We start from the raw sequence: 22148 nt of genomic DNA on the forward strand, positions 1-22148 counted from the left end.
TACTAAGATAATAGGAAATTTAGCAATCTTTTTTGTTTGTATTAAAGTAATTGCTTCAAATAACTCGTCTAATGTTCCAAAACCACCTGGCATTACTACAAAACCTTGCGAATATTTTACAAACATTACTTTTCGAACAAAAAAGTAATCAAAATTTAAGTTTTTATCTCGGTCAATATATGGATTGAAATGTTGTTCAAAAGGTAAATCGATATTTAAACCTACAGATGTTCCACCACCATAATGAGCTCCTTTATTTCCTGCTTCCATAATACCTGGACCACCACCAGTAATTACGCCATATCCACCTTTACTAATTTTATATGCAATTTTTTCGGCTAACAAATAGTATTTATCTTCAGGTTTTGTTCTTGCTGAACCAAATATAGATACGCAAGGACCTATTCTTCCCATAGCTTCATATCCGTTAACAAATTCAGACATGATTTTAAAAATTGCCCAGGAATCATTTGTTCTTATCTCGTTCCAAGTTTTTTGTTTAAACTTTTCTTGTATTCTGTGGTCTTCATTTTCGTATTGATCTATTGCCATCGTCTTTTCATATTTTAAAATTAAACAAGCTTGCTAAGATAATTCTTTTTTCAAGAATTGAGCAGTGTAGCTTTTTTTATTTGTAACAATTTCTTCAGGTGTTCCTTTCGCTACTAGCTGACCACCACCTTTTCCGCCTTCGTAACCAATATCAATGACATGGTCGGCTAATTTTACCACATCTAAATTGTGTTCAATAATTAAAACTGTATTGCCTTTATCGACTAATTTGTTAATCACATCCATTAAAACTCGAATGTCTTCAAAATGCAAACCCGTGGTAGGTTCGTCTAAGATATAAAAAGTATTACCCGTGTCTTTTTTAGATAATTCTGTAGCTAGTTTTACCCGTTGTGCTTCACCTCCAGATAAGGTTGTGCTTTGTTGTCCTAGAGTAATGTAGCCTAGACCTACGTCTTGAATGGTTTTTACTTTACGATAAATTTTTGGAATATTTTCGAAAAAATCAACCGCCTCATCAACTGTCATATCTAATACATCGGAAATTGATTTTCCTTTGTATCGGATTTCCAAAGTTTCTCTGTTGAAGCGTTTTCCCTGACAGGTTTCACATTCTACATATACATCTGGTAAGAAACTCATTTCTATTGTTCTTACTCCTGAACCTTCACAAGTTTCACAGCGACCACCTTTTACATTAAAGCTAAAACGACCTGGTTTGTAACCTCTAATTTGTGCTTCTGGGGTTAAGGTAAATAAGTTTCTAATTTCTGAAAAGACATCTGTATATGTTGCAGGGTTGCTACGAGGTGTTCTTCCAATCGGACTTTGGTCGATATCAATTACTTTATCAATATGTTCTAAGCCTTCAATTTTCTTATAAGGTTGTGGTTTTTTTACTGCATTGAAGAAATGAGCATTTAAAATAGGATATAAGGTTTCATTAATTAAAGTTGATTTACCACTACCAGAAACACCTGTTACACAAATTAGTTTTCCTAGAGGAAATTCTACGGTCACATTTTTTAAATTGTTTCCTGAAGCCCCCGTTAGTTTTAATGCTTTTCCGTTACCTTCTCTTCTTTTTTCTGGAATTTCAATGGCCATTTTACCATTTAAATATTGTGCAGTAATGGTTTGATGTTGCAAAATTTCTTCAGGCGTACCTTCGCTTATAATTTTACCACCAAAACGACCTGCTTTTGGACCTATATCAATAACATGGTCAGCAACCAGAATCATATCTTTATCATGTTCCACTACAATTACTGAATTCCCTAAATTGCGTAAACTTTCTAATGATTTGATAAGTCGTTCATTGTCTCTTTGGTGTAAACCAATACTTGGCTCATCTAAAATATATAATACACCAACTAATTGAGAACCGATTTGAGTGGCTAAACGAATACGTTGCGCTTCACCACCAGACAGTGTTTTTGAACCTCTGTTTAAGGACAAATAATTAAGTCCTACATCTAATAAAAATTGAAGTCGAGCTGTAATTTCTTTTAAAATTTCTGTAGCAATAGTAGCTTGTTTATCTGATAAATGTTTTGGTAAATCAATAAACCAAGCCGCTAATTCAGAAATGTCCATTTGGACTAAATCGCCTATATTTTTATCATTTATTTTAAAATATAAAGACTCTTTTTTTAATCGTGAACCTTCACATTCTGGACAAGTATTTTCGTCCATAAATTCTTTTGCCCATCTTCTTATGGAAGAGGAACCACTTTCGTCATATTGATTTTTAATAAAATTTGATATCCCTTCAAAATCAATTTTATAATCTTTTGTAATTCCCATTACTTTTGAAACTACAGAAAACTTTTCATTCCCACCATGTAAAATCATTTGCATGGCTTCTTGTGGAATCGTTTCTATGGGGTCAGTTATTTTAAAATTAAATTTTTGAGCAATAATTTCTAACTGTTTAAAAATCCAAGAGTTTTTATATTCTCCTAAAGGAGCAAATCCACCATTTTTGATAGATGCTTTTGGATTTGGGATAATTTTAGATAAATTAATTTCGTTAATAATTCCTAAACCATTACAGGTAGGACATGCTCCTTTTGGAGAATTGAACGAAAAATTATTGGGTTCAGGATTTGGATATGAAATTCCAGATGAAGGGCACATTAAACTTCTACTATAAAAGCGTACTTCTTGACTTTCTTGTTCTATTACTAATAAAACATCATCGCCATGATACATAGCAGTATTGATACTTTCTGCTAATCTTTTTTCTGTTTCTTCGTTGTTTTCAATCGCCATTCTATCAATTACAATTTCGATATCGTGGGTTTTGTAGCGATCGACTTTCATACCAAATTCTAAATCTCGAATTTGCCCATCAACCCGTACTTTTAGAAAACCTTGTTTAGAAATTTGTTCAAATAATTCTCTATAATGTCCTTTTCTTGAACGAATAACTGGTGCTAAAATATTGATTCTTTTGCCTTGAAAATCTTCAATAATCAAATCTTTAATTTGTTCATCGGAATAGGAAACCATTTTTTCTCCTGTATTGTAACTGTAAGCATCGGCTGCACGTGCATATAATAATCGCAGAAAATCATATATTTCTGTAATAGTGCCTACGGTAGAACGCGGACTTTTACTGGTTGTTTTTTGTTCAATTGCAATTACAGGGGAAAGACCATCTATTTTGTCTACATCGGGTCTTTCTAAACCGCCTAAAAATTGACGAGCATAGGCTGAGAATGTTTCTATATATCTTCTCTGACCTTCGGCATAAATGGTATCGAAAGCTAAGGAAGATTTTCCTGAACCAGATAAACCAGTTATTACAACTAGTTTTTCTCTAGGAATGACAACATCAATATTTTTAAGATTATGGGCTCTTGCACCAATAATTTCTATAGTTTCTTCTGTATTTAGCATAATTTTTTTGGCAAAACGCAAAGATACCAATTTGTTAGGATAAAAGCTAATAGGCAAATGGGTTATCTATTCAGTTCTTACGGACTGATAAATTTGTTTCATTTTGTGATTGATTCTTTTGTTGATAAAATGAAATCAAATTAAGCATTGGTTAAACTAGGCTCATAAGTAGTTAAATCTTCTCGTAACCAATCTGGAACGGCAACTGATTTTCCAACAGAAATGTCCACTAAAACTTGTACGCTTTTTCCTTTCGCATGGATGATTTCGTTATTCTCTTTGTCTAAACTAGTTATTAAATATTCTATTTCAAAACTTTTTGAACCAATAGATGAAGTACGTAATTTAATAGTTGGTTCTTTAGCAGTTAATTTAAGTTCTTTATAGTAATCACATTCAATGTGAGCAATGACAAACATATTTTTTGTCCAATCCCATTGTTTACTTGCACTTAACATATAATGACCACGTCCTACTTGAAAATATTCAAAATAAAATACATTGTTTACATGATTTAATGGGTCTAAATCGTTCCAACGTATAGGAAGCGACATTGAAAATCTGAAATCGGTTGTGTTTATTGTACTCATTGTATAAAAATTATCTTGCAAATTTAATATATTTGAGTTTTAAAGTTATTTATATTATGAAATTATTAGGAATAGGTTCTAGAATTAAACACGAAGAGTATGGTGTAGGTGTTGTTACTAATGTAACATCTAAATATTATTGGGTAACCTTTATAGAAAGTGGAGTAGAGACTATTGCTTTAGATGAAACCATTGAAATAATAGAAGCGGTAGAAGATGAGGTTGATACGGTTAGTTTATTTGAAGTTGAAAAGATGTTAAAAGGAATACTTGAGAAATACAGTGATGTAGGACCTAAAGTTTCCATTGCAGATAAATGGAAAGGGGGCAAATTAATTTTAGAGCCAGGAACACAAACACAAAGTAAAGAAGTGCCTATTGATACTTTTTTTAATAAAATTGTTATGGTAAGAGATAGGTTAAGAGTAATGGAACAAAAGATAAATTCCAGTAATTTAGAACAAAACGAAAAAATTGATTTACAGCAATATATCACTAGAATTTATGGAAGTTTAACTACATTTAATGTGTTGTTCAAGAATCAGAGCGATTATTTCGTAGGTGAGAAATCAAAATAAGATAGATAATCATAAAAAAAGCTCCAATTAAGAATTGGAGCTTTTTTTATTAGTTTTGAGAGTCTAATAATTCAATCTCAAAAATTAAATTTGTATTTGGCGGAATTAATTTACCTGCTCCATTTTTTCCATATCCTAATTCTGAAGGAATAAATAAAATTGTTTTTTCCCCAATACTCATGTTGTTAACTCCTTCCAAAAAGCCCGGAATTAAACCACCTTTGTCTCCATATTTAAAAGGGAAAGGAGCGTAGCCATTTTGATTAGCTCTGTTTTGATCAAATTTACCATTCATTCTACTAATTTCTTCATAGCTACTATCAAAAAGTTTTCCATCTTCATAATAACCTGAATAATGAATATAAACTTGTGAACCAGTTTCTGGTTTTACACTATTTCCTTTTTGAGTGATAACATATTTTAATCCTGATGGAAATTGGATGGCTTCTTGTTTTTTAGTATCAAAATAGGCTTTTTTCTCGGCTACAATTTGTGTTAATTTAGCTTCAAATTCTTTTCTTTTTTGAGCTTCAATTTTATCTTTTTCTTCTTTTACTTTCATGTAATTTTCAAAAACTTTTTCTGCTTTGAATTTTTTAGCTAATTTTCCATTCCTAATAATAGTTACTTTTTCAATAACGTCATTCTGAGCAATGGTATTTACTACGTCTTGTCCTTCAACAACATGACCAAAAACAGTATGCTTTCCATCTAACCAAGGTGTTTCTTTATGGGTAATAAAAAACTGACTTCCATTTGTTGCAGGACCAGCATTAGCCATAGACAAAATACCAGCTTTATCATGTTTTAATTCAGTAACTATTTCGTCTTCAAATTTATAACCTGGATCTCCACCACCTGTTCCTTCAGGATCACCTCCTTGAATCATGAAATCGGCAATAACACGGTGAAATTTAAGGCCATCATAAAATGGTTTTCCTTTTAATGCTTCTTTTACCGATTTATTTTTACCTTCAGCTAGGGAAACGAAATTTGCTACAGTAATAGGTGTTTTTTCAAATTCTAGCTGTAACAGAATTTTTCCTTTAGAAGTTGTTAGTTCAGCAAATAATCCGTCGTTTTTTTGGGCTATTGCAGCATAAAAAGTGCTACATAGTAATGTAATAAATAATGCTATTTTTTTTGTATTCATTGGTATTATAATTAATTAGGCATATTTTCTAATATTTCTATTTCAAATATTATATCTGCATTTGGAGGAATAACATTTCCAGCGCCTTGAGCACCATATCCTAAATTGGATGGGATATATACTATAATTTTATCTCCAAAAGACAATAACTCAATTCCTTCTGTAAAACCAGGAATTAAGCGTTGTTTGTTACCAAATTCAAATGGAAATGGGATATAACCTTTCTTTTGAGCTCTAATAGGATCAAATTTTCCATAAGTTTTGGAAACCTCTTCATAATTGGAGTCAAATAACTCTCCATTTTCTAGAAAACCTGCATAATTTACATATACAGTAGTTCCTTTTTGAGGTTTTGAACCTTCTCCTTTAGTTATAAATTTATAGATTATTCCAGATTTAGTTTTTGTGCCTTCTTCTTTTAATTTAGCAATTTCCTCTGCTTTTATCTTTTTTGTTTCTTCAATTTTTATAGCTGCCAAACGTTGCTCTTCTGCTTCCTTTTTTTGTTCTTCAGCTGCTATTTTATAGTATTCTTTAAATACTTTTACTGCATCAAATTTTTTAGCTTGTACTCCTTTTCTAATAATAGAAACTTTATTAATCTTGTCGTTTATTTGAATTGAATCGACCACATCTAATCCTTGAACTACTTGTCCAAAAACCGAATGTTTATTATCTAATTGAGGTAAACTAGTATGAGAAATAAAAAACTGACACCCATTTGTATTTGGCCCAGCATTAGCCATTGAAAGAATCCCTTTTTTATCATGTTTTAAATCGGGATGAAATTCATCTTTAAATTTATAGCCTGGATTTCCAGAGCCATCGCCATTAGGATCGCCACCTTGTATTACAAAATTTGGAACTACTCTATGAAAAGTTAGTCCATCATAGAAAGGTTTGTTTTTGTATTCTTCTGCTACGAAAGGGTTTTTTCCTTCAGATAATGTTACAAAATTTGCCACAGTAATAGGTGTTTTTTCAAATTCTAATTTGACAACGATATTGCCTTTATTTGTTTCGATATCGGCATACATTCCGTCTCCTAAATTTGAAAATTTATCATTACAAGATGTGAAAAATGCAAGTAATAGTAATGAATAAATTAATAAATGTTTCATATAATAGTTTTTAGTTGTTTGTTTTAATACAAGATTTTTATTGAGGAGTTGTGTCTTTTTTGATGTCATTTAATTCAACGGTACAAATTAATGGGGTGTTAGACTGTATTTTGTTATCATCACCGTGATAACCAAACCCCATGTGTGATGGAAATAAAAAGGTTATTGTTTCTCCTTTTTTCATTAATTTAATTCCATCTCTTAATCCCATCATTATATTTTGTTTGTCTACATGATATTGTTGTGGTTTCAGCTCTTCTTTAGAATAAATTATTTTGTTATTAATATCTTTAATTTCATAGTCAAAATAAGCAATATCTCCTTTAGCTGGTAAATTTGTTTCTTCTTCAATCTTGGTAATATATTTATACCAATATCCTTTATTAGAAGCAACATATTCTTTTAAAGTATCTTTTTTGATAATGGCATCTATTAAAGATTCTTCATTTGCGATGAGTTTTTTATTTCGTTCAATTGATTCTTTTATAAAGTTTCCATTGGTTTCAGAAATAGGTTTTCTTGCTTGTTGTTTAGAACAACTAGTAAGAATAATTAGTAGGGTAATTATTTGAAAGATTCTTTTCATTGTTGTTTTTTTTCTTTTGCTAAAATAGCAATAAATTGATTGACTGTTTCGTCTAAGCTTAAAAAAGATTTTCCTCCAGCCGCATTTATATGACCTCCGCCATTAAAATGGTTTCTTGCAAACTCATTCACATCAAAATTACCTTGCGATCGGAATGATATTTTAATGATACCTTCTTCTTTATTTTCAATAAAAATTGCTGTGACAATCACGCCTTGAATGCTCAATCCATAGTTTACAATTCCTTCTGTATCCCCTTTTTTGTAATTGAATTGATTTAATTCGTCTTGACTTAAAGTGATATAGGAAGCATTATACTGCGGTAAAACTTTTAAATTTTGTAAGGCTTTACCTAGTAACTGTAATCTTTCATAAGAAGAATTATCAAAAAGTAGGTTGTGAATTTCTGTATTGTTAATCCCTTTTGAAATTAAATCGGCAACACATTGATGTGTTTCTGGTGTTGTTTTAGGAAAACGAAAACTTCCAGAGTCGGTCACTATTCCGGTGTACAAACAGGCTGCAATATCTTTATTTATGAGATGATTATAACCTATTGCATTGATGAAGTCATATATCATTTGACTAGTAGAACCATAGCTTACATCTGAAAAAGTAAAGGTAGAATAAGCATCAGGTAATTGATGATGATCTATCATAATCATGGTGTTGGATAGTGTTTCCAACGTTTTTTGCATGGCATCACCAGTTCTGTGTAAGGCATTAAAATCTAATGTAAATATGAAATCGCTATTTTGTAAAATAGGTAATGCTTTGTCATACTCTCTTTCAAATATAATAGTTTGACTAGCATTGGGTAACCAAGCTAAAAAATCAGGGTATTCATTAGGGGAGATAAACACCACTTGATGATGGAGTTGTTTTAAAAGATGTAGTAATCCTAAAGAGGAGCCCATTGCATCACCATCTGGGTTTCTATGCGAAATGATAGTTATTTTTTTTGGAGAACTAAGTATTTCTTTTAATTCATTAATAGCTTTATCTGAAAACATTTTATTTAATTAAATTATACTATTCTTACAAAAGCTATACCAACAAGGAATTGATAATAGGATATAGAATAGGGTTAGTATATAATTTGGGAATTGTAAGTGATTGTAATCTTCTAATTTTATAAAAGAAAAAGAAGTATAATTTCTACAAAGGCCCTTTCTTCTTGATTGTTGTTTAAAAGTATTGTCTATTGTATTGTTTTTATGAAGCCTAATTAATTGATTAGTTACAAAATATATTTTGTCAATACATCTATTGTATAAATTATAAAAGCTATTTCTAAGCACCTTATTTGATGTAATAAATAGAATGTTTTTTGACATACTTATCGTTTCATTGAAAAATGACTTTTTACTGTTTTTCCATTAGATAATTCCAAAACAAACCAATAATCTGAGGAAGGTAATAATTCCCCATTGAAAGTTCCATTCCATCCGTTTCCAATTGGATTAATTTGTTTTAATAATTTTCCAAACCTGTCAAAGATATATATTTTACTGTTTTCCAAACCTCTTTTATCTAAATTTTTAATTTGCCATGTATCATTGTATCCATCTCCATTTGGAGTAAAAAACTTTGGATAATCAAGAATATAAAATAATTCTGAAGCAATACCACAACCGTTTTTATCTTTAACAAAAACAGTATATTCACCTGCAATTAGATTTTGGAAAACAGGTGATTCTTGATAATTAAAGCCATTTAATGAGAAGACATAGTCGCCTAATCCAGTATAATTTACAGTTGCAGTATTATTGTCTGCTATATCATTAATGATTACCTGATCTATAGTAGCAATATTAGATTCATTAACAATAATAGTTATTGTTTTGAAGCAACCGTTAGCGTTTTCAAGTGTAACTAAATAAGTTCCTCCTGTTGTAACCGTTATGGTTTGTGTATTTTGAACTGGTGTTGTATTCCAAGAATAAGATGCAAATCCTGAACCAGCATCTAAAATAATTGTAGAACCACTACATAAAAATTGAGTTTGATCTAATGCAACTTCATTAAAAGTATTTACGTTTAAAGTAATTGGAATATTATAGCAATTTCCAAATTGATTTGAACGTGCATAAATTGTTTGTTGGAAAGGTGTTGTGTTTGTATAGTTTAATGGTAAAGATGTACTTGCTGTTTGACTATTGTAAAAAAACACACTGTCACCATTAGGTAAATTTTGAAAGATTTGTGTTGCCATAGTGGCTAGGTCAAAGGTAGTAATGCCGTCTTGATTTGTATCATTGTCACAAAGGGTAAATATGTCTTGATTTATTGTTAACTCAGGTGCAAAATCAATTTTTATTTCCGATGTAGTACTACAAGTTGTATTATAAACTATTTCAACAGAATAGATACCATTTTGTGTGGCTGGATCATGAGGTGCAGGTAAGTTTAGTAGTGGATCGGCAGATGGAACTGTTATAGGATTATTGTTTAAAAACCATTGGTAGGTTAAAGCTCCAGTAGCAGTTGCATCTAAGACAAGATTTTCAGTAGGGCAAACTGCGTTATTATTTGCAATAGTTCGATCATCTCCTAAGTTAATACCTAAATTAAAACTACCTCCTTTTAGAAAAATGGCAGAATCAAAACGAGCATCATTTTCATCAGCAATTACTAATTTTATATGATATGGTGTGCCAGGCACAACTGTTGATTCAGCTGTTAAAACAACAGTTTGACCATTATAAACCGTAGGATATACATCAGGATTAAATTGGTCAAAATACTGCTCGTTTTGGGCTGGGCATCCTCCGTTTGCAGTTATTAATGGATGAACTGTAGTTACTTTAACGGGTGTGTTTGTATTTGGAATTAAAGCTAGGTTTTGATATGCTGATGCACCTACTGGTTTTAATAGAAAAGCAAAACCATCAGAGTATTGACAAGGGTAGTTTGTGTCTTCTTCGTATTCTTCAGATGAAAATATATAATCAAAACTTATTCTATTGCCCAAAGGAATAAAATCAAATTCTAAAACGGTGGCATTTGTTGAGCTTACATTTAAAATTTGATCTAAATCTGAATCGCCATTCCAATTCATATTACTCCCATTATCTGCTGTGGGGGTTGTTGGTCCTGGCGCATCAGAAACTTTTCCAGTGCTTAGAATAATTCCATTTTGAAAAGGAAATGTAGTTCCTGAGCCATTAAAATAGCCATAAGATAATTCTCCAGTTGAAAAGTTAGCTCCAGAGACAGATACATTACTCACTGAAGCGCAACCACTATTAATCAAAACATTTTCAATAAGTTGTTGTGCTGTGTACGTTTCATCTATGGTGATGTATTGAGAAACAATAGATTGAGAGAGTAATAAGCCTAAAAAAGTGAGAATGTGCTTCATTTTGTTTGTAATCGTTTGTTGTCGCAAATATACTATAAAAGTATTTTTAAACTTTGGTTTTATCAATAATTACAACGCTTAGAAGTTAAAAACTTCAAAAAAAGAACTAGATTTGTTTTTAGTTTTTTAAAAAAGAGTCGAACAGTAAATATTATCGTTTAAGTGTGAAATGATTTCGTATCGTTTTTCCATTTGATAATTCTAGGACAAACCAATAATCTGTTGATGGTAATGCTTCCCCATTAAAAGTGCCATTCCAACCATTTCCTAGGGGATTAATTTGTTTTAATAGTTTGCCATACCTGTCAAGAATATAGATTTTACTATTTTCTAAACCTCTTTTTTCAAGGTTTTTAATTTCCCAAATATCATTATAGCCGTCTCCATTAGGTGTAAAAAACTTTGGATAATCTAAAATATAAAATGATTTTGTAATAAGACCACAGCCATTTATATCATTAATATAAGCCGTGTATTCTCCAGGAAGTAAGTTATCAAAAGTATTTGTATTTTGATAGTCTAATCCGTTTAAAGAAAATGTATAGTTACCACTGCCAGAAACAATTATGGAGGCTGTGTTGTTATCAGCAAAGTCATTGATGATGATGTCTTCTAAAGTAGCTATTTCTGAACCTATTATTGTAAAAGTCTTAGTTTTAAAACATCCTTCTGAATTTTCTAAAAGAACATGGTATTCACCTGAGTTACTTACTGATATAGTTTGAGACGTTTGATTTGGATTTGTATCCCAAAGATACGATGTAAATCCATTACCAGCATCTAAAGTAATTATGGTGTTTTCGCAGTTGCTAAGAGTTACATCTGAATAATCTTCAGTAAAAGTTTTTACTTCGATTGTTATTGGAAATACAATACCGTCATAACAGTTAGGAATGTTCGTTACTTTAGCATATAATGTTTGTTGGTAGGGAATTGTATTTTGGTATAATGTTGAAAGCGTACTTGTAGAAGAAGGATTTTCAAATAAACTTAATTGATAATTAGATGGCAAATTAGTAATTATCTGAGGTAGAATTACACTTAAATCAAAAGTTGTAATGCCATCTTGAATTGTATCGTCATCACATTGTGAGAAAATGGTATTGGAGCTTTGTATTAAATCTGGAGCAAACTCAATAATAATTTCATCCGTGGGTGCTGAAGTACAACCAGGAATTGATACCACAACAGCATAAGTTCCGTTTTGTGTAACGGTTAAAGTAGAAGAAGTTTCACCTACTATTTCATTTCCATCTAAAAACCATTGATGCGTACCTGTTAATTGAGTATCTAAAACAAAAGAGCTACCACATGCAGGGTTGCCATTTGCTATTGTTTTGTCATCCCCTAAATTTACATTGGTATTAAAGCTACCCGCTTTTAGAAAAATAGCTGAATCGTATCTATAATTTCCTTCATCTGCAATTACTAATTTAATATGATATTGATTACCTGGAATAACATTTGCTTGAGCGGTAAGTGTTTTGGTTTGGCCATTAAAATTAGTAGGATGATTCACACCATTAAAAGAATCAAAATATTGTTCGTTTTGAGCATTACAAGCACCTGGAATATCAGGATGAACTGTGGTTACTTTTACGGGTGTATTTGTATTGGGAATTAATGCTAGGTTTTGATAGGTTGTTGTGCCTACTTCGCGAAGTAAAAAAGCAAAACCATCAGAATATTGGCATGTTGCTGTACCATGATATTCTTCGGAAGAGAATATATAATCAAAACTAATACGATTTCCTAGAGGGATAAAATCAAATTCTAAAACAGTAGCATTGATTGAGTTTGAGATATTTAAAGCTTGATTTAAATCTGAATCACCATTCCAACCGATTCCATTACCATCATCTGAAATATAATCATTTGGTCCAGGAGCATTAATTATTCTACCTGTACTTAAAATGATTCCATCTTCAAAGGGAAATGAAGAACCATCTCGATTGAAATAACCATACGTTTTTTCTCCTGATGAATAATTTCCTCCAGACGCTACTATATTGGTTACTGAAGCACAACCACTATTAATTAAAATATCTTCCACTAGTTGTTGTGGCGTAAAATTTTGATCTACAGTTATACTTTGAGCTTTACTATTTTGTAAAAACAAAAAAGTAACAATAAAAATACAATGCCTCATTTTTTTCTTTTAAAGCGAGGCAAAGATACTACAAATCTCTTTTTTTCAATATATAATAAGAAGAATAAATGAAAATTACAATCCAAACACATACAATCGCTATTTCAGTAAAATGTACACCATATTCTCTTACTACTTCTTCACCTGTTATGGTGGTTTCTATGTTTTTAATAGCAGAGAGTCTTGAAAAAGGTTGTTTAATCAAATTACTCATTGATTCTAAAGGAAAAAACTGATTGATTTTTTCATAGATAGAGGTGTTTGGGAAAAATTGCCATCTCATAAGACCAGATATTATAAATTCTCCAATAAACCAGATTAAAAGAAAGCCTAAAGCAAAAGCACTTCTTTTAACTAGTATTCCTAAAAACAGACAAAAAGAAAAGAAGCCGATGAGTTTGAACAAAAAAGCGATTAGGTATTCTAAATCCGAAAAAACAATACTAAATTCGGTATATGAAGAAAATGAATAGCCTAAAATAAGAGATAAAAGAAAGATGAAAAGAGTAGAAGCAACTGCAAAAGTAATAACGGTTAAAAATTTTGACAGAATGAATTCTTTTTTACTCATGCCATCAATTAAATTTTGTTTTAATGTACCATATGTATATTCATTTGCCATCATTGAAACAATAACTATGGCTAAAAATAATTTAAAATACCCCGCAATATAAGTGTTAAAATGCCAAATATAAGGGAAATTAAAAATGCCTTGTTCTGCAATATGTAATTTAAAATTTCCAAATTCAAATTTAATAGAAGCAATTAATGCTATGAAAGACAATAAAATGAAATAGGTTAATATTAAAAACTTACTGGCTTTATTTTTTAATAATTTCTGAAATTCTATAGAAAGTAATCGTTTCATTATCTTTGTATTAGTTGTTTTTGGTTAATTCTAAAAATTGTTCTTCAAGGCTATTTCTCCTTTTTACTAAATGTTGTAAAATAATTCCTTTTTCAAACGCATATTTGTTTAATTCTTGTGCATCAAAATGATCGTTTAGGTACACTAATAATTTATCATCTTCCATTTTGATGTTTTTTACAGTAGGATGATTTACTAAACATTCTTTTAGTTGTTGGTTATTCTCCGATTTTAATTCGAAAAAGCCTTCGTTAGCCAACATGCCCTCTACTGGTCCATGATATAATGTTTCTCCGTATCTAAGAACCACCACATGAGTACATACTTTTTCTACTTCATCCAATAAGTGAGACGCTAATAAAATAGTAGTGCCTTGTGCTGCAATAAGTTTGATTAAATCTCTAATTTGTCTAATTCCTTGAGGATCTAAACCATTGGTTGGTTCGTCTAATATTAATATTTCAGGATCATTTAATAAGGCAGAAGCAATGGCTAAACGTTGTTTCATACCTAATGAAAAAGTTCTAAATTTGCTGTCTTGTCTTTTTAATAACCCTACAAGTTCTAATTTCTCGGTAACTTTTGAATACGAAATTCCTTTTATTTTGCACACCAACTCTAAGTTTTCTTTGGCAGTCATGTAAGGATAAAAGTTGGGCCTTTCAATAATAGCACCTACTTTTTTTAAAGCATCGTGCACAGGTAAATTGCCATTAAACCATTGATAATCCCCAGAAGTTTTATTGACCACATTTAAGACAATTCCTAAAGTAGTTGATTTTCCTGATCCATTTGGCCCTAAAATACCATAAACATTTCCTTTTTGAATTTCAAAAGAGACATTTTTAACAGCGTGTACACTTTTGTTAAATATTTTATTAAGATTGGTAATTGTAAGTATCGTTTCCAAAATATATGTTTTTATTTAAAGTAGACGAAACTTAATCCAATTTGTTACAAAAGTTAATTTAACAGAAAAGGCATAATTGTGTTTTTTGTTCATCTTTTATCTCATTCCATAGTAATATTCTTATTTTTATAAAAATTATAAGCTATGATTTTGGAAGTGATATTTTATATGGTTTCTGGTATTTGTATTTTAGTCAATGTATTGCCTTTTATCCCTAATCAACATTGGTTTTTTAGAGTTTGGGATTTTGGAAGAATACAACTCCTTTTTTTATTAATTATAGTATTGTTTTTTAGCTTTTCATTCTTTAGAAACGATTTTCTATTTCATAGAATTATTCAGACGATGTTAGTTCTATTGATATTTTATAATTGTAGTGTTTTATTACCTTACACCCCATTATATAAAAAAAATAAAGTTAGTACTGTTTCCAAACTTCAAAATAAGCCTATTGCTATTATTTCTGTGAATGTATATCAGTTTAATAAGTCATATCATAAATTAATAAATTTGATACAAGAGGTAAGTCCGGATATTGTTTTAACGATGGAATCGAATTCAGATTGGGAACAGCATTTACAAATCATAGAAAAAGAGTATTTATACACTCATAAAGCTACATTTGAAAATACTTATGGAATGCATTTTTATTCTAAATTAAAGATTATAGAAGCAACAACTCATTTTTTCGTAGCTGATGATATACCTAGTTTTGAAATTATTTTGGAGACAAATGAAAATGAGAAACTGACTTTTTTTGGAGTACATCCACCACCGCCAAGTCCAACAGAAGAAGAAAATTCGAAAGAGCGTGATGGTGAATTATTATCAGTTGCTAAGCAAGTTAGAAAAACTACTAATCCAGTTATTGTTTCTGGCGATTTTAATAATGTAGCTTGGGCAAAATCATCGGTGCTGTTTAAAAAAATGTCTCAATTAATTGATCCAAGAATTGGAAGAGGGTTCGTTTCTACTTTTCACGCAAAGTATAGATTATTGCGTTTTCCTATTGATTTGTTTTTTCATTCTGATACCATTGGTATTGCCAAGTTTAAAACTTTAGGACCTATAGATTCTGATCATTTACCGATGTATTGTCAATTTTACATTGAGGAATTAGAAAAAAATAGTGAAAAAGAAACCATCAATCAAGAAGAAAAAGAAGTAGTTGAAGAGATGATTAATGAGGGCAAAAAAGAAGAAAGTGGTAGAGATGCAGTTGCTAAAGCATAAAAAAATCCTGCGGATAAATTTAATTTATAATTGTTTTTATCTACAGGACAGTATATATTTTTCTTTTTTTAAATTCTTCTTCTCCCACTAATTAGTGATAAAATAAATAGTACTATAAAAATAAAGAATAAAATTTTTGCAATACTAGCAGCACCTGCTGCAATTCCTCCAAAGCCAAATATTCCAGCAACTATTGCTAAAATAATGAATGTAATAGTCCATCGTAACATAATAATAAATTTTTAGTTTGTAATTGTTTTTTATAGAAAGAGAAATGTGTTTCCTCTTATTTTCTTTTACAAAGTTAAAGACTATGTTACAGGTATGGATTATATGATTTTTTGAAACCTTTATACTATTGCCATGTTATTGCTATTTAGCTTTTTATATATAGTAATTAAGCTAAAATTTTTCAAAAACACCGAGCCCAAACAATGCAAAATCATACTTTACAGGATCTATTGCATCGAGTTCTCTGAGATTTGTGTCTAATTCTAATAAGGCTTTAGCATCGTTTTGTTTTCGGGTTAATAACCCTAGTTTTCGAGCTATATTGCCAGAATGAACATCTAATGGACAAGACAGGGCAGCTGTTGGAATATTTTTCCAAATACCAAAATCGACACCTTTATTATCTTTTCGAACCATCCATCTTAAAAACATGTTGATTCTTTTTGCAGCAGAATTGTTTAATGGGTCAGAAATATGTTTGGTCGTTCTAGTTTGATGTGGAATTTCAAAGAAGTTCTTTTTAAATTCAGAAATACTCTTTTGCATTGAATTTACTTCTGCATTTTTTTCAAATAAAACTTCTAATCCCTTATGTTTGGTATAAATGTTTTGTAACGCTTTTATAAATGTAATGGCATCAGTAGCATTAAACGTTCGATGCACAAAATGATCGAGTTTCTTCAAATCATCATCAGTATGTGTCATTACAAAATCATAAGGAGTGTTACCCATAGCATTCATTAATTTTTGAGCACTATTGATAATCATTTTTCTATTTCCCCACGCAATAGTAGCGGCTAAAAAACCAGCTATTTCAATGTCCTCTTTTATGCTAAAACTATGAGGTATTTGAATTGGGTCAGATTCAATGAAGTTTGGATTGTTGTATAAATCTACTTTTTCATCTAAAAAATCCTTTAGTGTTTCTTTTGTCATGATTCGTTTTCATTAGAAGACACAATGTTTCCATCTACCATGATTAGTTTTCGATCTGCCATATTGGCTAAATCTTCATTGTGTGTTACGATAACAAATGTTTGACCCAATTCATCTCGTAATTTGAAAAATAATTGGTGTAAGTTTTCTGCGGTATGGGTGTCTAAATTTCCAGAAGGTTCGTCTGCAAAAATGACTGCGGGTTTGTTTATTAAGGCTCTGGCTACCGCAACGCGTTGTTGTTCCCCACCAGATAATTCGCTTGGTTTATGATGTAATCGATGCGACAAACCAAGGTAATCTAATAATTTTTTGGCTTCAGTTTCAACTTCTTTTTTATCTCTTTTCGCAATTAAACCTGGAATATAAACATTCTCAAGAGCTGTAAATTCGGGCAAAAGTTGATGGAATTGAAAAATAAAGCCTAAATGTTGATTTCTAAAACGAGACAAACTTTTGTCTTTCATATTGGTTACTTCTTCACCATTAATTTCTAAACAAGTTCCGTCTTCTGGTGTGGCTTTATCTAATGTTCCTAAAATTTGAAGTAGTGTTGTTTTTCCTGCTCCAGATGCGCCTACAATAGAAACAATTTCCCCTTTTTTAATATGTAGATTAACTCCCTTTAGTACCTGTAAGGTGTCGTAATATTTATGAATGTTGGTGGCTTTTATCATGAAAAAAACATTTTTACAAAGAAACTGTTTTTTTTCTAATTCTTAATTTTAAACCGAATACAAATTAATTCCGTAAATAATAAATATAAGTTAAAACCATTAATATGTTTAACTTGTTTAGTATATTTGTTAAACAAAAATAACGATTAAATGAGATATTTGTTATTATTAAGTCTATTTATTTTTCAATCTTGTCATTCCCAAGAAGGTAAATTTAAATCAAAAGAATATAAAGAACCAATTCAAGTTGCTATGAATGAAAATTTAGAAGTTGCCACTTTTGCAGGTGGTTGTTTTTGGTGTACAGAAGCGATTTTTTTAGAAGTTAAAGGTGTAAAAAAAGTAGTTTCTGGTTACATTGGTGGGAAAACGAAAAATCCAACTTACAGTGAAGTATGTAGTGGTGCTACAGGTCATGCTGAAGCCATTCAAATTACTTTTAATCCAAATGAAGTGGCTTATGAAGATTTGTTAGAGATTTTCTTTGGTACGCATGACCCAACAACCTTAAATAGGCAAGGAGCAGATGCTGGTACACAATATAGAAGTGAGGTTTTTTATTATTCTTTAGTACAAAAAGAAAAAGCGGAAAGATATATTGCATTGCTTGAAAAAGAAAAGTTATATAAAAATCCTATTGTTACACAAGTAACCTCGGCTACCGAATTTTATCCTGCAGAAGCGTATCATCAAGATTATTACAATCAAAACTCTTTACAAGGTTATTGTCAAATGGTGATTGCACCAAAATTAGAAAAATTAAGAAAATACTATAAGTCTAAATTAAAATAAACTTTTCTATTGTATGAATACAGTAACTATAAAAGAAAGGATAGAAAATATAGGAGACAATCATCTTATGACGACTGCTGAAACACCTCTTAGACAAGACGCTTTTGATATAACGGATGAAGCTAAAATGGAAATTATTGAAACCCATTTTGAAGTCATAATGAAAACACTTGGACTTGATCTTACTGATGATAGTTTGAGTGGTACACCTCATAGAGTGGCTAAAATGTTTGTGAAAGAAATATTTTCTGGTTTAAATCCTTCTAATAAACCTAAAATTTCGGTTTTTGATAATTCTTATCATTATGATAAAATGTTAGTAGAAGCTAATATTAGTTTTAATTCAACTTGTGAGCATCATTTTCTTCCCATTGTTGGTAAAGCTCATATTGGTTATGTATCTTCTGGAAAAGTAATTGGATTATCAAAATTGAATCGAATTGTAGATTATTTTGCTAAAAGACCTCAAGTACAGGAACGCATGATTATGCAAATTTTTAATGAATTAAAAGCAGTGCTTCAAACTGAAAATGTGATTGTTGTTATTGAGGCTAAACATTTATGTGTTTCAAGCAGAGGTATTAAAGATGAAAGCAGTTTTACGACAACCTTGCAATATGGAGGAGTGTTTGAACAACAAGAGTATCGAGACGATTTTTATCAATTAATTAAAAAAGAATAATTATTTGGCATTTATTTTGCTATCTTGTAGCTAATAATTTTTAATTTTTATCATGAGCGAAGAGGTGCAAATTATAGAACAGTCAAAAGATTCTAGTAAGAAAACGAAACTAGTATTAAGTATTTTATTTGATATTATTGGAATGCTTTCTTATATCGTTCCGCTGTTTGCAGAAGTAACAGATGTAGTTTGGGCGCCTATATCTGGTTTAATTATGATGGCTATGTATAAAGGAATTACCGGTAAAGTGGCAGGTATTATCAGTTTTATTGAAGAAGCGTTTCCTTTTATAGATTTTATACCCACTTTTACTTTAACATGGATTTATCAATACGTTATAAAAAAAGAAGCATAAAAAAATCCCGAAAATATTTCGGGATTTTTTTATTGTAATTTTTTATCAAAATAGTCTGCAATAAAACCCAGTTTCATTTTGTAAAGCATCTTTTTTTCAAATTCCCAAAAGAATTTAAATTGGCCAAATAATGCACCAATTAAAACCAAAAGTATTTGGTATAATGGGAAGATAAGTACTAATCGTAAAGGCCAATACAACCACAATGACATACTTTCTTTAGTTATTCCTAAAGTATTGGTAATAGGTTTGGAGATATAAGCAGCTGTAGATCCAGTTATGGCAAATACAATAAAAATAATAACTAATTGCCAGTTTGAAGTAATATTCCAGCGTTGTTTGAGTTTGTTCATTTAGTATTAAATTCTAGCAATGTAGCCTCCTAATTTTTGATTGTTTTTTAATTGAAAATAGACTAAATAATTGTATATCATGTAATTTACTTCGTAACCATAATCTATATTCGAGTCGTAATTAATTTGCATGTCATATAAATTAGTACCATATTGAGGTAAAATTGATCTTCTATTCCATTCTAGTGTCCAAACTCTATTTCTGGTCTCTAAATAATTTTGAGAATAATAATATCTTGGTCTGGCATTAGTGTTAAACCAAGAAGTAAATCCGCCATCAATTATAATAACTTCATATTCTACTTTATCATTTGCAATGCGAACAGTATCACTTTCTAATTTTGGTTTGTCATTTGAGGCAATATCTTTCGTGGAATCACAAGCTACGGCAATTCCTATGATACTAAATAATATGATTAGATACTGTTTCAAAATAGTTGACTTTTCAATTTTGTGATATAAAGATAAAAAAAAGCACCGACTTTGCCGATGCTTTTAACATATTTGAAATATTCTTTTTTATTTTTTTCCAAAAAGACTACCTAGAAGACCTCCTAAACCACCTTTTTTCTTAGTAACAGCTGTAATAGCATCATTTACATCTACTTTGCCATCGTTGTTTTGATCCAGCACAGAAGTAAGTAAAGTGCCTCCAAGTGAACCACTATCACTAGAACTTCCTCCTAGAAGACTGCCTAAAATACTTCCTAAACCAGCACCATCTGAAACACCTTCGTTTTTAGTTTGTTTTCCTAAATAACCCATAATAATAGGTGCTAACATAGGTAATATTTTAGTAATAATTGAGCTGGAAACTCCGGTTTTTTCACTAATACCATTCTCAACAGCTCCTAACTTATCACCTAATAAATGACCTAAAATTTTAGAACCGTCAGAAAAATCACCTCCATTAATAAAACCACTTAAATTGTCTAAGATACTACCATCGTGTTTTCCACTGGTTACTGCATTAATAAGACCTTCTGCACCATTTCCAGAAAGTAAATTTCCTTGCATAGCACCTAATAATGCAGGCAAGCTAGATGAAACAACATCGTTTGCCTGAGAAGGATTGATGCCTGTTTTATCACTTACGTTATTAATGATTTGTTTTCCTAAATCACTATTTAATAAATCTAAAATTCCAGCCATAATTGTTTGTTTTTGAGTTGGATGCTAAAGTTACTGATTTTTTTAATTGTTTTTCAATAAACTTATAATTTGATCGGCTAATTCAGTGCCAATTCTATCTTGTGCTTCAATTGTAGCCGCTCCAATATGTGGAGTTAAAGAAATTTTTGGGTGCATTAATACTTTCATGGCTGGAGTAGGTTCTTCTTCAAAAACATCCAATCCTGCAAATAAGACTTTTCCTTCGTCTAAAGCTTCTACTAAAGCCACTTCATCAATTACACCACCTCGAGCTGCATTGACAATACCTACTTCTTCTTTCATTACTTTTAATTCTTCTCTACTAATAACATAACCTTCTTGTGCGGGTACATGTAAAGTAATAAAATCAGAATGTTTTAGTAATTCTTCCATAGGTTCTGTTTTGATATCTACATTGATAAATTGACCGTTATAGAAGTCAACACGAATGACAGCTTCACCCACATATTTATCAGACGCAATTACTTTCATTCCTAAGCCTAAAGCCATTTTTGCTACTGCTTGACCAATTCTTCCAAAACCAATAATTCCAAGAGTTTTTCCCTTTAATTCAATACCATTGGCATACGCTTTCTTCAAACCATTAAAATTGGTATCTCCTTCCAAAGGCATATTCCTGTTGGAATCATGTAAAAAACGAACTCCAGTAAATAAATGAGCAAAAACAAGTTCGGCAACACTTTCGCTTGAGGAAGCAGGTGTATTAATCACATGAATGCCTTGTTTTCTGGCATAATCAACATCAATATTATCCATCCCTACGCCACCACGACCTATAATTTTTAATCCAGGACAGGAATCAATAATATCTTGTCTTACTTTTGTTGCACTACGAACCAAAATTACTTTTACGTCGTGTGTATTGATAAATGTAGCTACTTGTTCCTGAGCTACTTTTGTAGTAATTACTTCAAATCCTGCTTTTTCTAAAACCTTTATACCTGCTTTAGAAATACCGTCATTCGCTAATACTTTCATTG

The 22148-nt window shown here is 30.7% G+C and carries 23 protein-coding genes; 5 read left to right on the plus strand and 18 right to left on the minus strand.

Annotation, left to right across the window (positions count from 1 at the left end):
- The 3 genes from CX675_RS09535 to CX675_RS09545 all read right to left on the minus strand — a co-directional run.
- Positions 1-552, minus strand: a 552-nt coding sequence (locus CX675_RS09535) for a TIGR00730 family Rossman fold protein (protein ID WP_240723615.1), incomplete at its 3' end; no start/stop codon positions are given.
- A 33-nt stretch (positions 553-585) separates the two neighbouring features.
- Complete coding sequence (gene uvrA / locus CX675_RS09540) at positions 586-3417, minus strand: excinuclease ABC subunit UvrA (RefSeq protein WP_130735008.1); 2832 nt, start codon at positions 3415-3417, stop codon at positions 586-588.
- 140 nt (positions 3418-3557) lie between these two features.
- The gene (locus CX675_RS09545) at positions 3558-4007 is read right to left on the minus strand and encodes a thioesterase family protein (protein ID WP_240723616.1); all 450 of its coding nucleotides are present in this window, start codon (positions 4005-4007) and stop codon (positions 3558-3560) included.
- 56 nt (positions 4008-4063) lie between these two features.
- Between CX675_RS09545 and CX675_RS09550 the strand changes: the two genes are divergently transcribed.
- Positions 4064-4585: a hypothetical protein gene (locus CX675_RS09550; protein ID WP_130735009.1), complete on the plus strand. Its 522-nt coding sequence runs from the start codon at positions 4064-4066 to the stop codon at positions 4583-4585.
- 49 nt (positions 4586-4634) lie between these two features.
- Here the strand turns inward: CX675_RS09550 and CX675_RS09555 are convergent, their stop codons facing one another.
- The 8 genes from CX675_RS09555 to CX675_RS09590 all read right to left on the minus strand — a co-directional run bounded on the left by CX675_RS09555 (position 4635) and on the right by CX675_RS09590 (position 14736).
- Positions 4635-5738 carry a peptidylprolyl isomerase gene (locus tag CX675_RS09555; RefSeq protein WP_130735010.1) on the minus strand — a complete coding sequence of 368 codons (1104 nt, stop codon included), beginning with the start codon at positions 5736-5738 and terminating at the stop codon, positions 4635-4637.
- Between the two features lie 11 nt (positions 5739-5749).
- Positions 5750-6859, minus strand: coding sequence for a peptidylprolyl isomerase (locus tag CX675_RS09560; protein WP_130735011.1), 1110 nt, complete (start codon positions 6857-6859; stop codon positions 5750-5752).
- A gap of 37 nt (positions 6860-6896) precedes the next feature.
- Positions 6897-7445 carry a gliding motility-associated peptidyl-prolyl isomerase GldI gene (gene gldI / locus CX675_RS09565; protein WP_130735012.1) on the minus strand — a complete coding sequence of 183 codons (549 nt, stop codon included), beginning with the start codon at positions 7443-7445 and terminating at the stop codon, positions 6897-6899.
- The gene (locus CX675_RS09570; RefSeq protein ID WP_130735013.1) at positions 7442-8458 is read right to left on the minus strand and encodes a bifunctional oligoribonuclease/PAP phosphatase NrnA; all 1017 of its coding nucleotides are present in this window, start codon (positions 8456-8458) and stop codon (positions 7442-7444) included. The genes gldI and CX675_RS09570 overlap by 4 nt, the downstream gene beginning before the upstream one ends.
- Before the next feature lie 326 nt (positions 8459-8784).
- Positions 8785-10809 carry a T9SS type B sorting domain-containing protein gene (locus CX675_RS09575; protein WP_130735014.1) on the minus strand — a complete coding sequence of 675 codons (2025 nt, stop codon included), beginning with the start codon at positions 10807-10809 and terminating at the stop codon, positions 8785-8787.
- Between the two features lie 151 nt (positions 10810-10960).
- Entirely contained in the window at positions 10961-12958 is a 1998-nt protein-coding gene (locus CX675_RS09580) for a T9SS type B sorting domain-containing protein (protein ID WP_130735015.1), read from the minus strand.
- A 28-nt stretch (positions 12959-12986) separates the two neighbouring features.
- Positions 12987-13826, minus strand: a complete 840-nt coding sequence (locus tag CX675_RS09585; RefSeq protein WP_130735016.1) for an ABC transporter permease — start codon at positions 13824-13826, stop codon at positions 12987-12989.
- Between the two features lie 10 nt (positions 13827-13836).
- The gene (locus tag CX675_RS09590; RefSeq protein WP_130735017.1) at positions 13837-14736 is read right to left on the minus strand and encodes an ABC transporter ATP-binding protein; all 900 of its coding nucleotides are present in this window, start codon (positions 14734-14736) and stop codon (positions 13837-13839) included.
- Positions 14737-14880: 144 nt separating this feature from the next.
- Here CX675_RS09590 and CX675_RS09595 point away from each other — a divergent pair, with 144 nt between their 5' ends.
- Positions 14881-15969: an endonuclease/exonuclease/phosphatase family protein gene (locus CX675_RS09595; protein WP_240723617.1), complete on the plus strand. Its 1089-nt coding sequence runs from the start codon at positions 14881-14883 to the stop codon at positions 15967-15969.
- Positions 15970-16037: 68 nt separating this feature from the next.
- Here the strand turns inward: CX675_RS09595 and CX675_RS09600 are convergent, their stop codons facing one another.
- From CX675_RS09600 to CX675_RS09610, 3 genes are all read right to left on the minus strand, one after another.
- A complete protein-coding gene (locus CX675_RS09600; RefSeq protein WP_130735018.1) occupies positions 16038-16199 on the minus strand; it encodes a DUF1328 domain-containing protein in 162 nt (53 codons plus the stop codon).
- Positions 16200-16371: 172 nt separating this feature from the next.
- Positions 16372-17136: a TIGR02757 family protein gene (locus CX675_RS09605; protein ID WP_130735019.1), complete on the minus strand. Its 765-nt coding sequence runs from the start codon at positions 17134-17136 to the stop codon at positions 16372-16374.
- Positions 17133-17813, minus strand: coding sequence for an ABC transporter ATP-binding protein (locus tag CX675_RS09610; protein WP_130735020.1), 681 nt, complete (start codon positions 17811-17813; stop codon positions 17133-17135). The genes CX675_RS09605 and CX675_RS09610 overlap by 4 nt, the downstream gene beginning before the upstream one ends.
- Positions 17814-18065: 252 nt before the next feature.
- On the opposite strand from CX675_RS09610, the gene msrA reads away from it, so the two are divergent.
- Genes msrA through CX675_RS09625 form a run of 3 tightly spaced genes read left to right on the plus strand, consistent with a single transcriptional unit; the run spans position 18066 to position 19642 of the window.
- A complete protein-coding gene (gene msrA / locus CX675_RS09615) occupies positions 18066-18605 on the plus strand; it encodes a peptide-methionine (S)-S-oxide reductase MsrA (protein WP_205728628.1) in 540 nt (179 codons plus the stop codon).
- A 13-nt stretch (positions 18606-18618) separates the two neighbouring features.
- On the plus strand, positions 18619-19287 hold the full coding sequence (gene folE / locus CX675_RS09620) for a GTP cyclohydrolase I FolE (RefSeq protein WP_130735022.1): 669 nt from the start codon (positions 18619-18621) through the stop codon (positions 19285-19287).
- A gap of 52 nt (positions 19288-19339) precedes the next feature.
- Positions 19340-19642 carry a hypothetical protein gene (locus tag CX675_RS09625; protein ID WP_130735023.1) on the plus strand — a complete coding sequence of 101 codons (303 nt, stop codon included), beginning with the start codon at positions 19340-19342 and terminating at the stop codon, positions 19640-19642.
- 29 nt (positions 19643-19671) lie between these two features.
- Here CX675_RS09625 and CX675_RS09630 read toward each other — a convergent pair whose 3' ends face one another.
- The 4 genes from CX675_RS09630 to CX675_RS09645 form a co-directional block, all read right to left on the minus strand.
- Positions 19672-19995 (minus strand): DUF6787 family protein, encoded by a 324-nt coding sequence (locus CX675_RS09630; protein ID WP_130735024.1) that lies wholly within the window; start codon positions 19993-19995, stop codon positions 19672-19674.
- 6 nt (positions 19996-20001) lie between these two features.
- Positions 20002-20427 (minus strand): DUF6146 family protein, encoded by a 426-nt coding sequence (locus CX675_RS09635; protein WP_130735025.1) that lies wholly within the window; start codon positions 20425-20427, stop codon positions 20002-20004.
- An 87-nt stretch (positions 20428-20514) separates the two neighbouring features.
- Positions 20515-21147 (minus strand): DUF937 domain-containing protein, encoded by a 633-nt coding sequence (locus CX675_RS09640; RefSeq protein ID WP_130735026.1) that lies wholly within the window; start codon positions 21145-21147, stop codon positions 20515-20517.
- A 42-nt stretch (positions 21148-21189) separates the two neighbouring features.
- Positions 21190-22146, minus strand: a complete 957-nt coding sequence (locus CX675_RS09645; RefSeq protein WP_130735027.1) for a D-2-hydroxyacid dehydrogenase — start codon at positions 22144-22146, stop codon at positions 21190-21192.
- Positions 22147-22148: the final 2 nt, after the last annotated feature.

Source organism: Flavobacterium sp. J27 (genome assembly GCF_004303025.1).
GTDB lineage: Bacteria > Bacteroidota > Bacteroidia > Flavobacteriales > Flavobacteriaceae > Flavobacterium.

Bases quoted from the DNA above. Each gene is read 5' to 3' on its own strand.
- uvrA (WP_130735008.1), bottom strand. From the start codon at position 3,417: ATGCTAAATACAGAAGAAACTATAGAAATTATTGGTGCAAGAGCCCAT.
- CX675_RS09545 (WP_240723616.1), bottom strand. From the start codon at position 4,007: ATGAGTACAATAAACACAACCGATTTCAGATTTTCAATGTCGCTTCCT.
- CX675_RS09550 (WP_130735009.1), top strand. From the start codon at position 4,064: ATGAAATTATTAGGAATAGGTTCTAGAATTAAACACGAAGAGTATGGT.
- CX675_RS09555 (WP_130735010.1), bottom strand. From the start codon at position 5,738: ATGAATACAAAAAAAATAGCATTATTTATTACATTACTATGTAGCACT.
- CX675_RS09560 (WP_130735011.1), bottom strand. From the start codon at position 6,859: ATGAAACATTTATTAATTTATTCATTACTATTACTTGCATTTTTCACA.
- gldI (WP_130735012.1), bottom strand. From the start codon at position 7,445: ATGAAAAGAATCTTTCAAATAATTACCCTACTAATTATTCTTACTAGT.
- CX675_RS09570 (WP_130735013.1), bottom strand. From the start codon at position 8,458: ATGTTTTCAGATAAAGCTATTAATGAATTAAAAGAAATACTTAGTTCT.
- CX675_RS09575 (WP_130735014.1), bottom strand. From the start codon at position 10,809: ATGAAGCACATTCTCACTTTTTTAGGCTTATTACTCTCTCAATCTATT.
- CX675_RS09580 (WP_130735015.1), bottom strand. From the start codon at position 12,958: ATGAGGCATTGTATTTTTATTGTTACTTTTTTGTTTTTACAAAATAGT.
- CX675_RS09585 (WP_130735016.1), bottom strand. From the start codon at position 13,826: ATGAAACGATTACTTTCTATAGAATTTCAGAAATTATTAAAAAATAAA.
- CX675_RS09595 (WP_240723617.1), top strand. From the start codon at position 14,881: ATGATTTTGGAAGTGATATTTTATATGGTTTCTGGTATTTGTATTTTA.
- CX675_RS09600 (WP_130735018.1), bottom strand. From the start codon at position 16,199: ATGTTACGATGGACTATTACATTCATTATTTTAGCAATAGTTGCTGGA.
- CX675_RS09605 (WP_130735019.1), bottom strand. From the start codon at position 17,136: ATGACAAAAGAAACACTAAAGGATTTTTTAGATGAAAAAGTAGATTTA.
- CX675_RS09610 (WP_130735020.1), bottom strand. From the start codon at position 17,813: ATGATAAAAGCCACCAACATTCATAAATATTACGACACCTTACAGGTA.
- msrA (WP_205728628.1), top strand. From the start codon at position 18,066: ATGAATGAAAATTTAGAAGTTGCCACTTTTGCAGGTGGTTGTTTTTGG.
- folE (WP_130735022.1), top strand. From the start codon at position 18,619: ATGAATACAGTAACTATAAAAGAAAGGATAGAAAATATAGGAGACAAT.
- CX675_RS09625 (WP_130735023.1), top strand. From the start codon at position 19,340: ATGAGCGAAGAGGTGCAAATTATAGAACAGTCAAAAGATTCTAGTAAG.
- CX675_RS09630 (WP_130735024.1), bottom strand. From the start codon at position 19,995: ATGAACAAACTCAAACAACGCTGGAATATTACTTCAAACTGGCAATTA.
- CX675_RS09640 (WP_130735026.1), bottom strand. From the start codon at position 21,147: ATGGCTGGAATTTTAGATTTATTAAATAGTGATTTAGGAAAACAAATC.
- CX675_RS09645 (WP_130735027.1), bottom strand. From the start codon at position 22,146: ATGAAAGTATTAGCGAATGACGGTATTTCTAAAGCAGGTATAAAGGTT.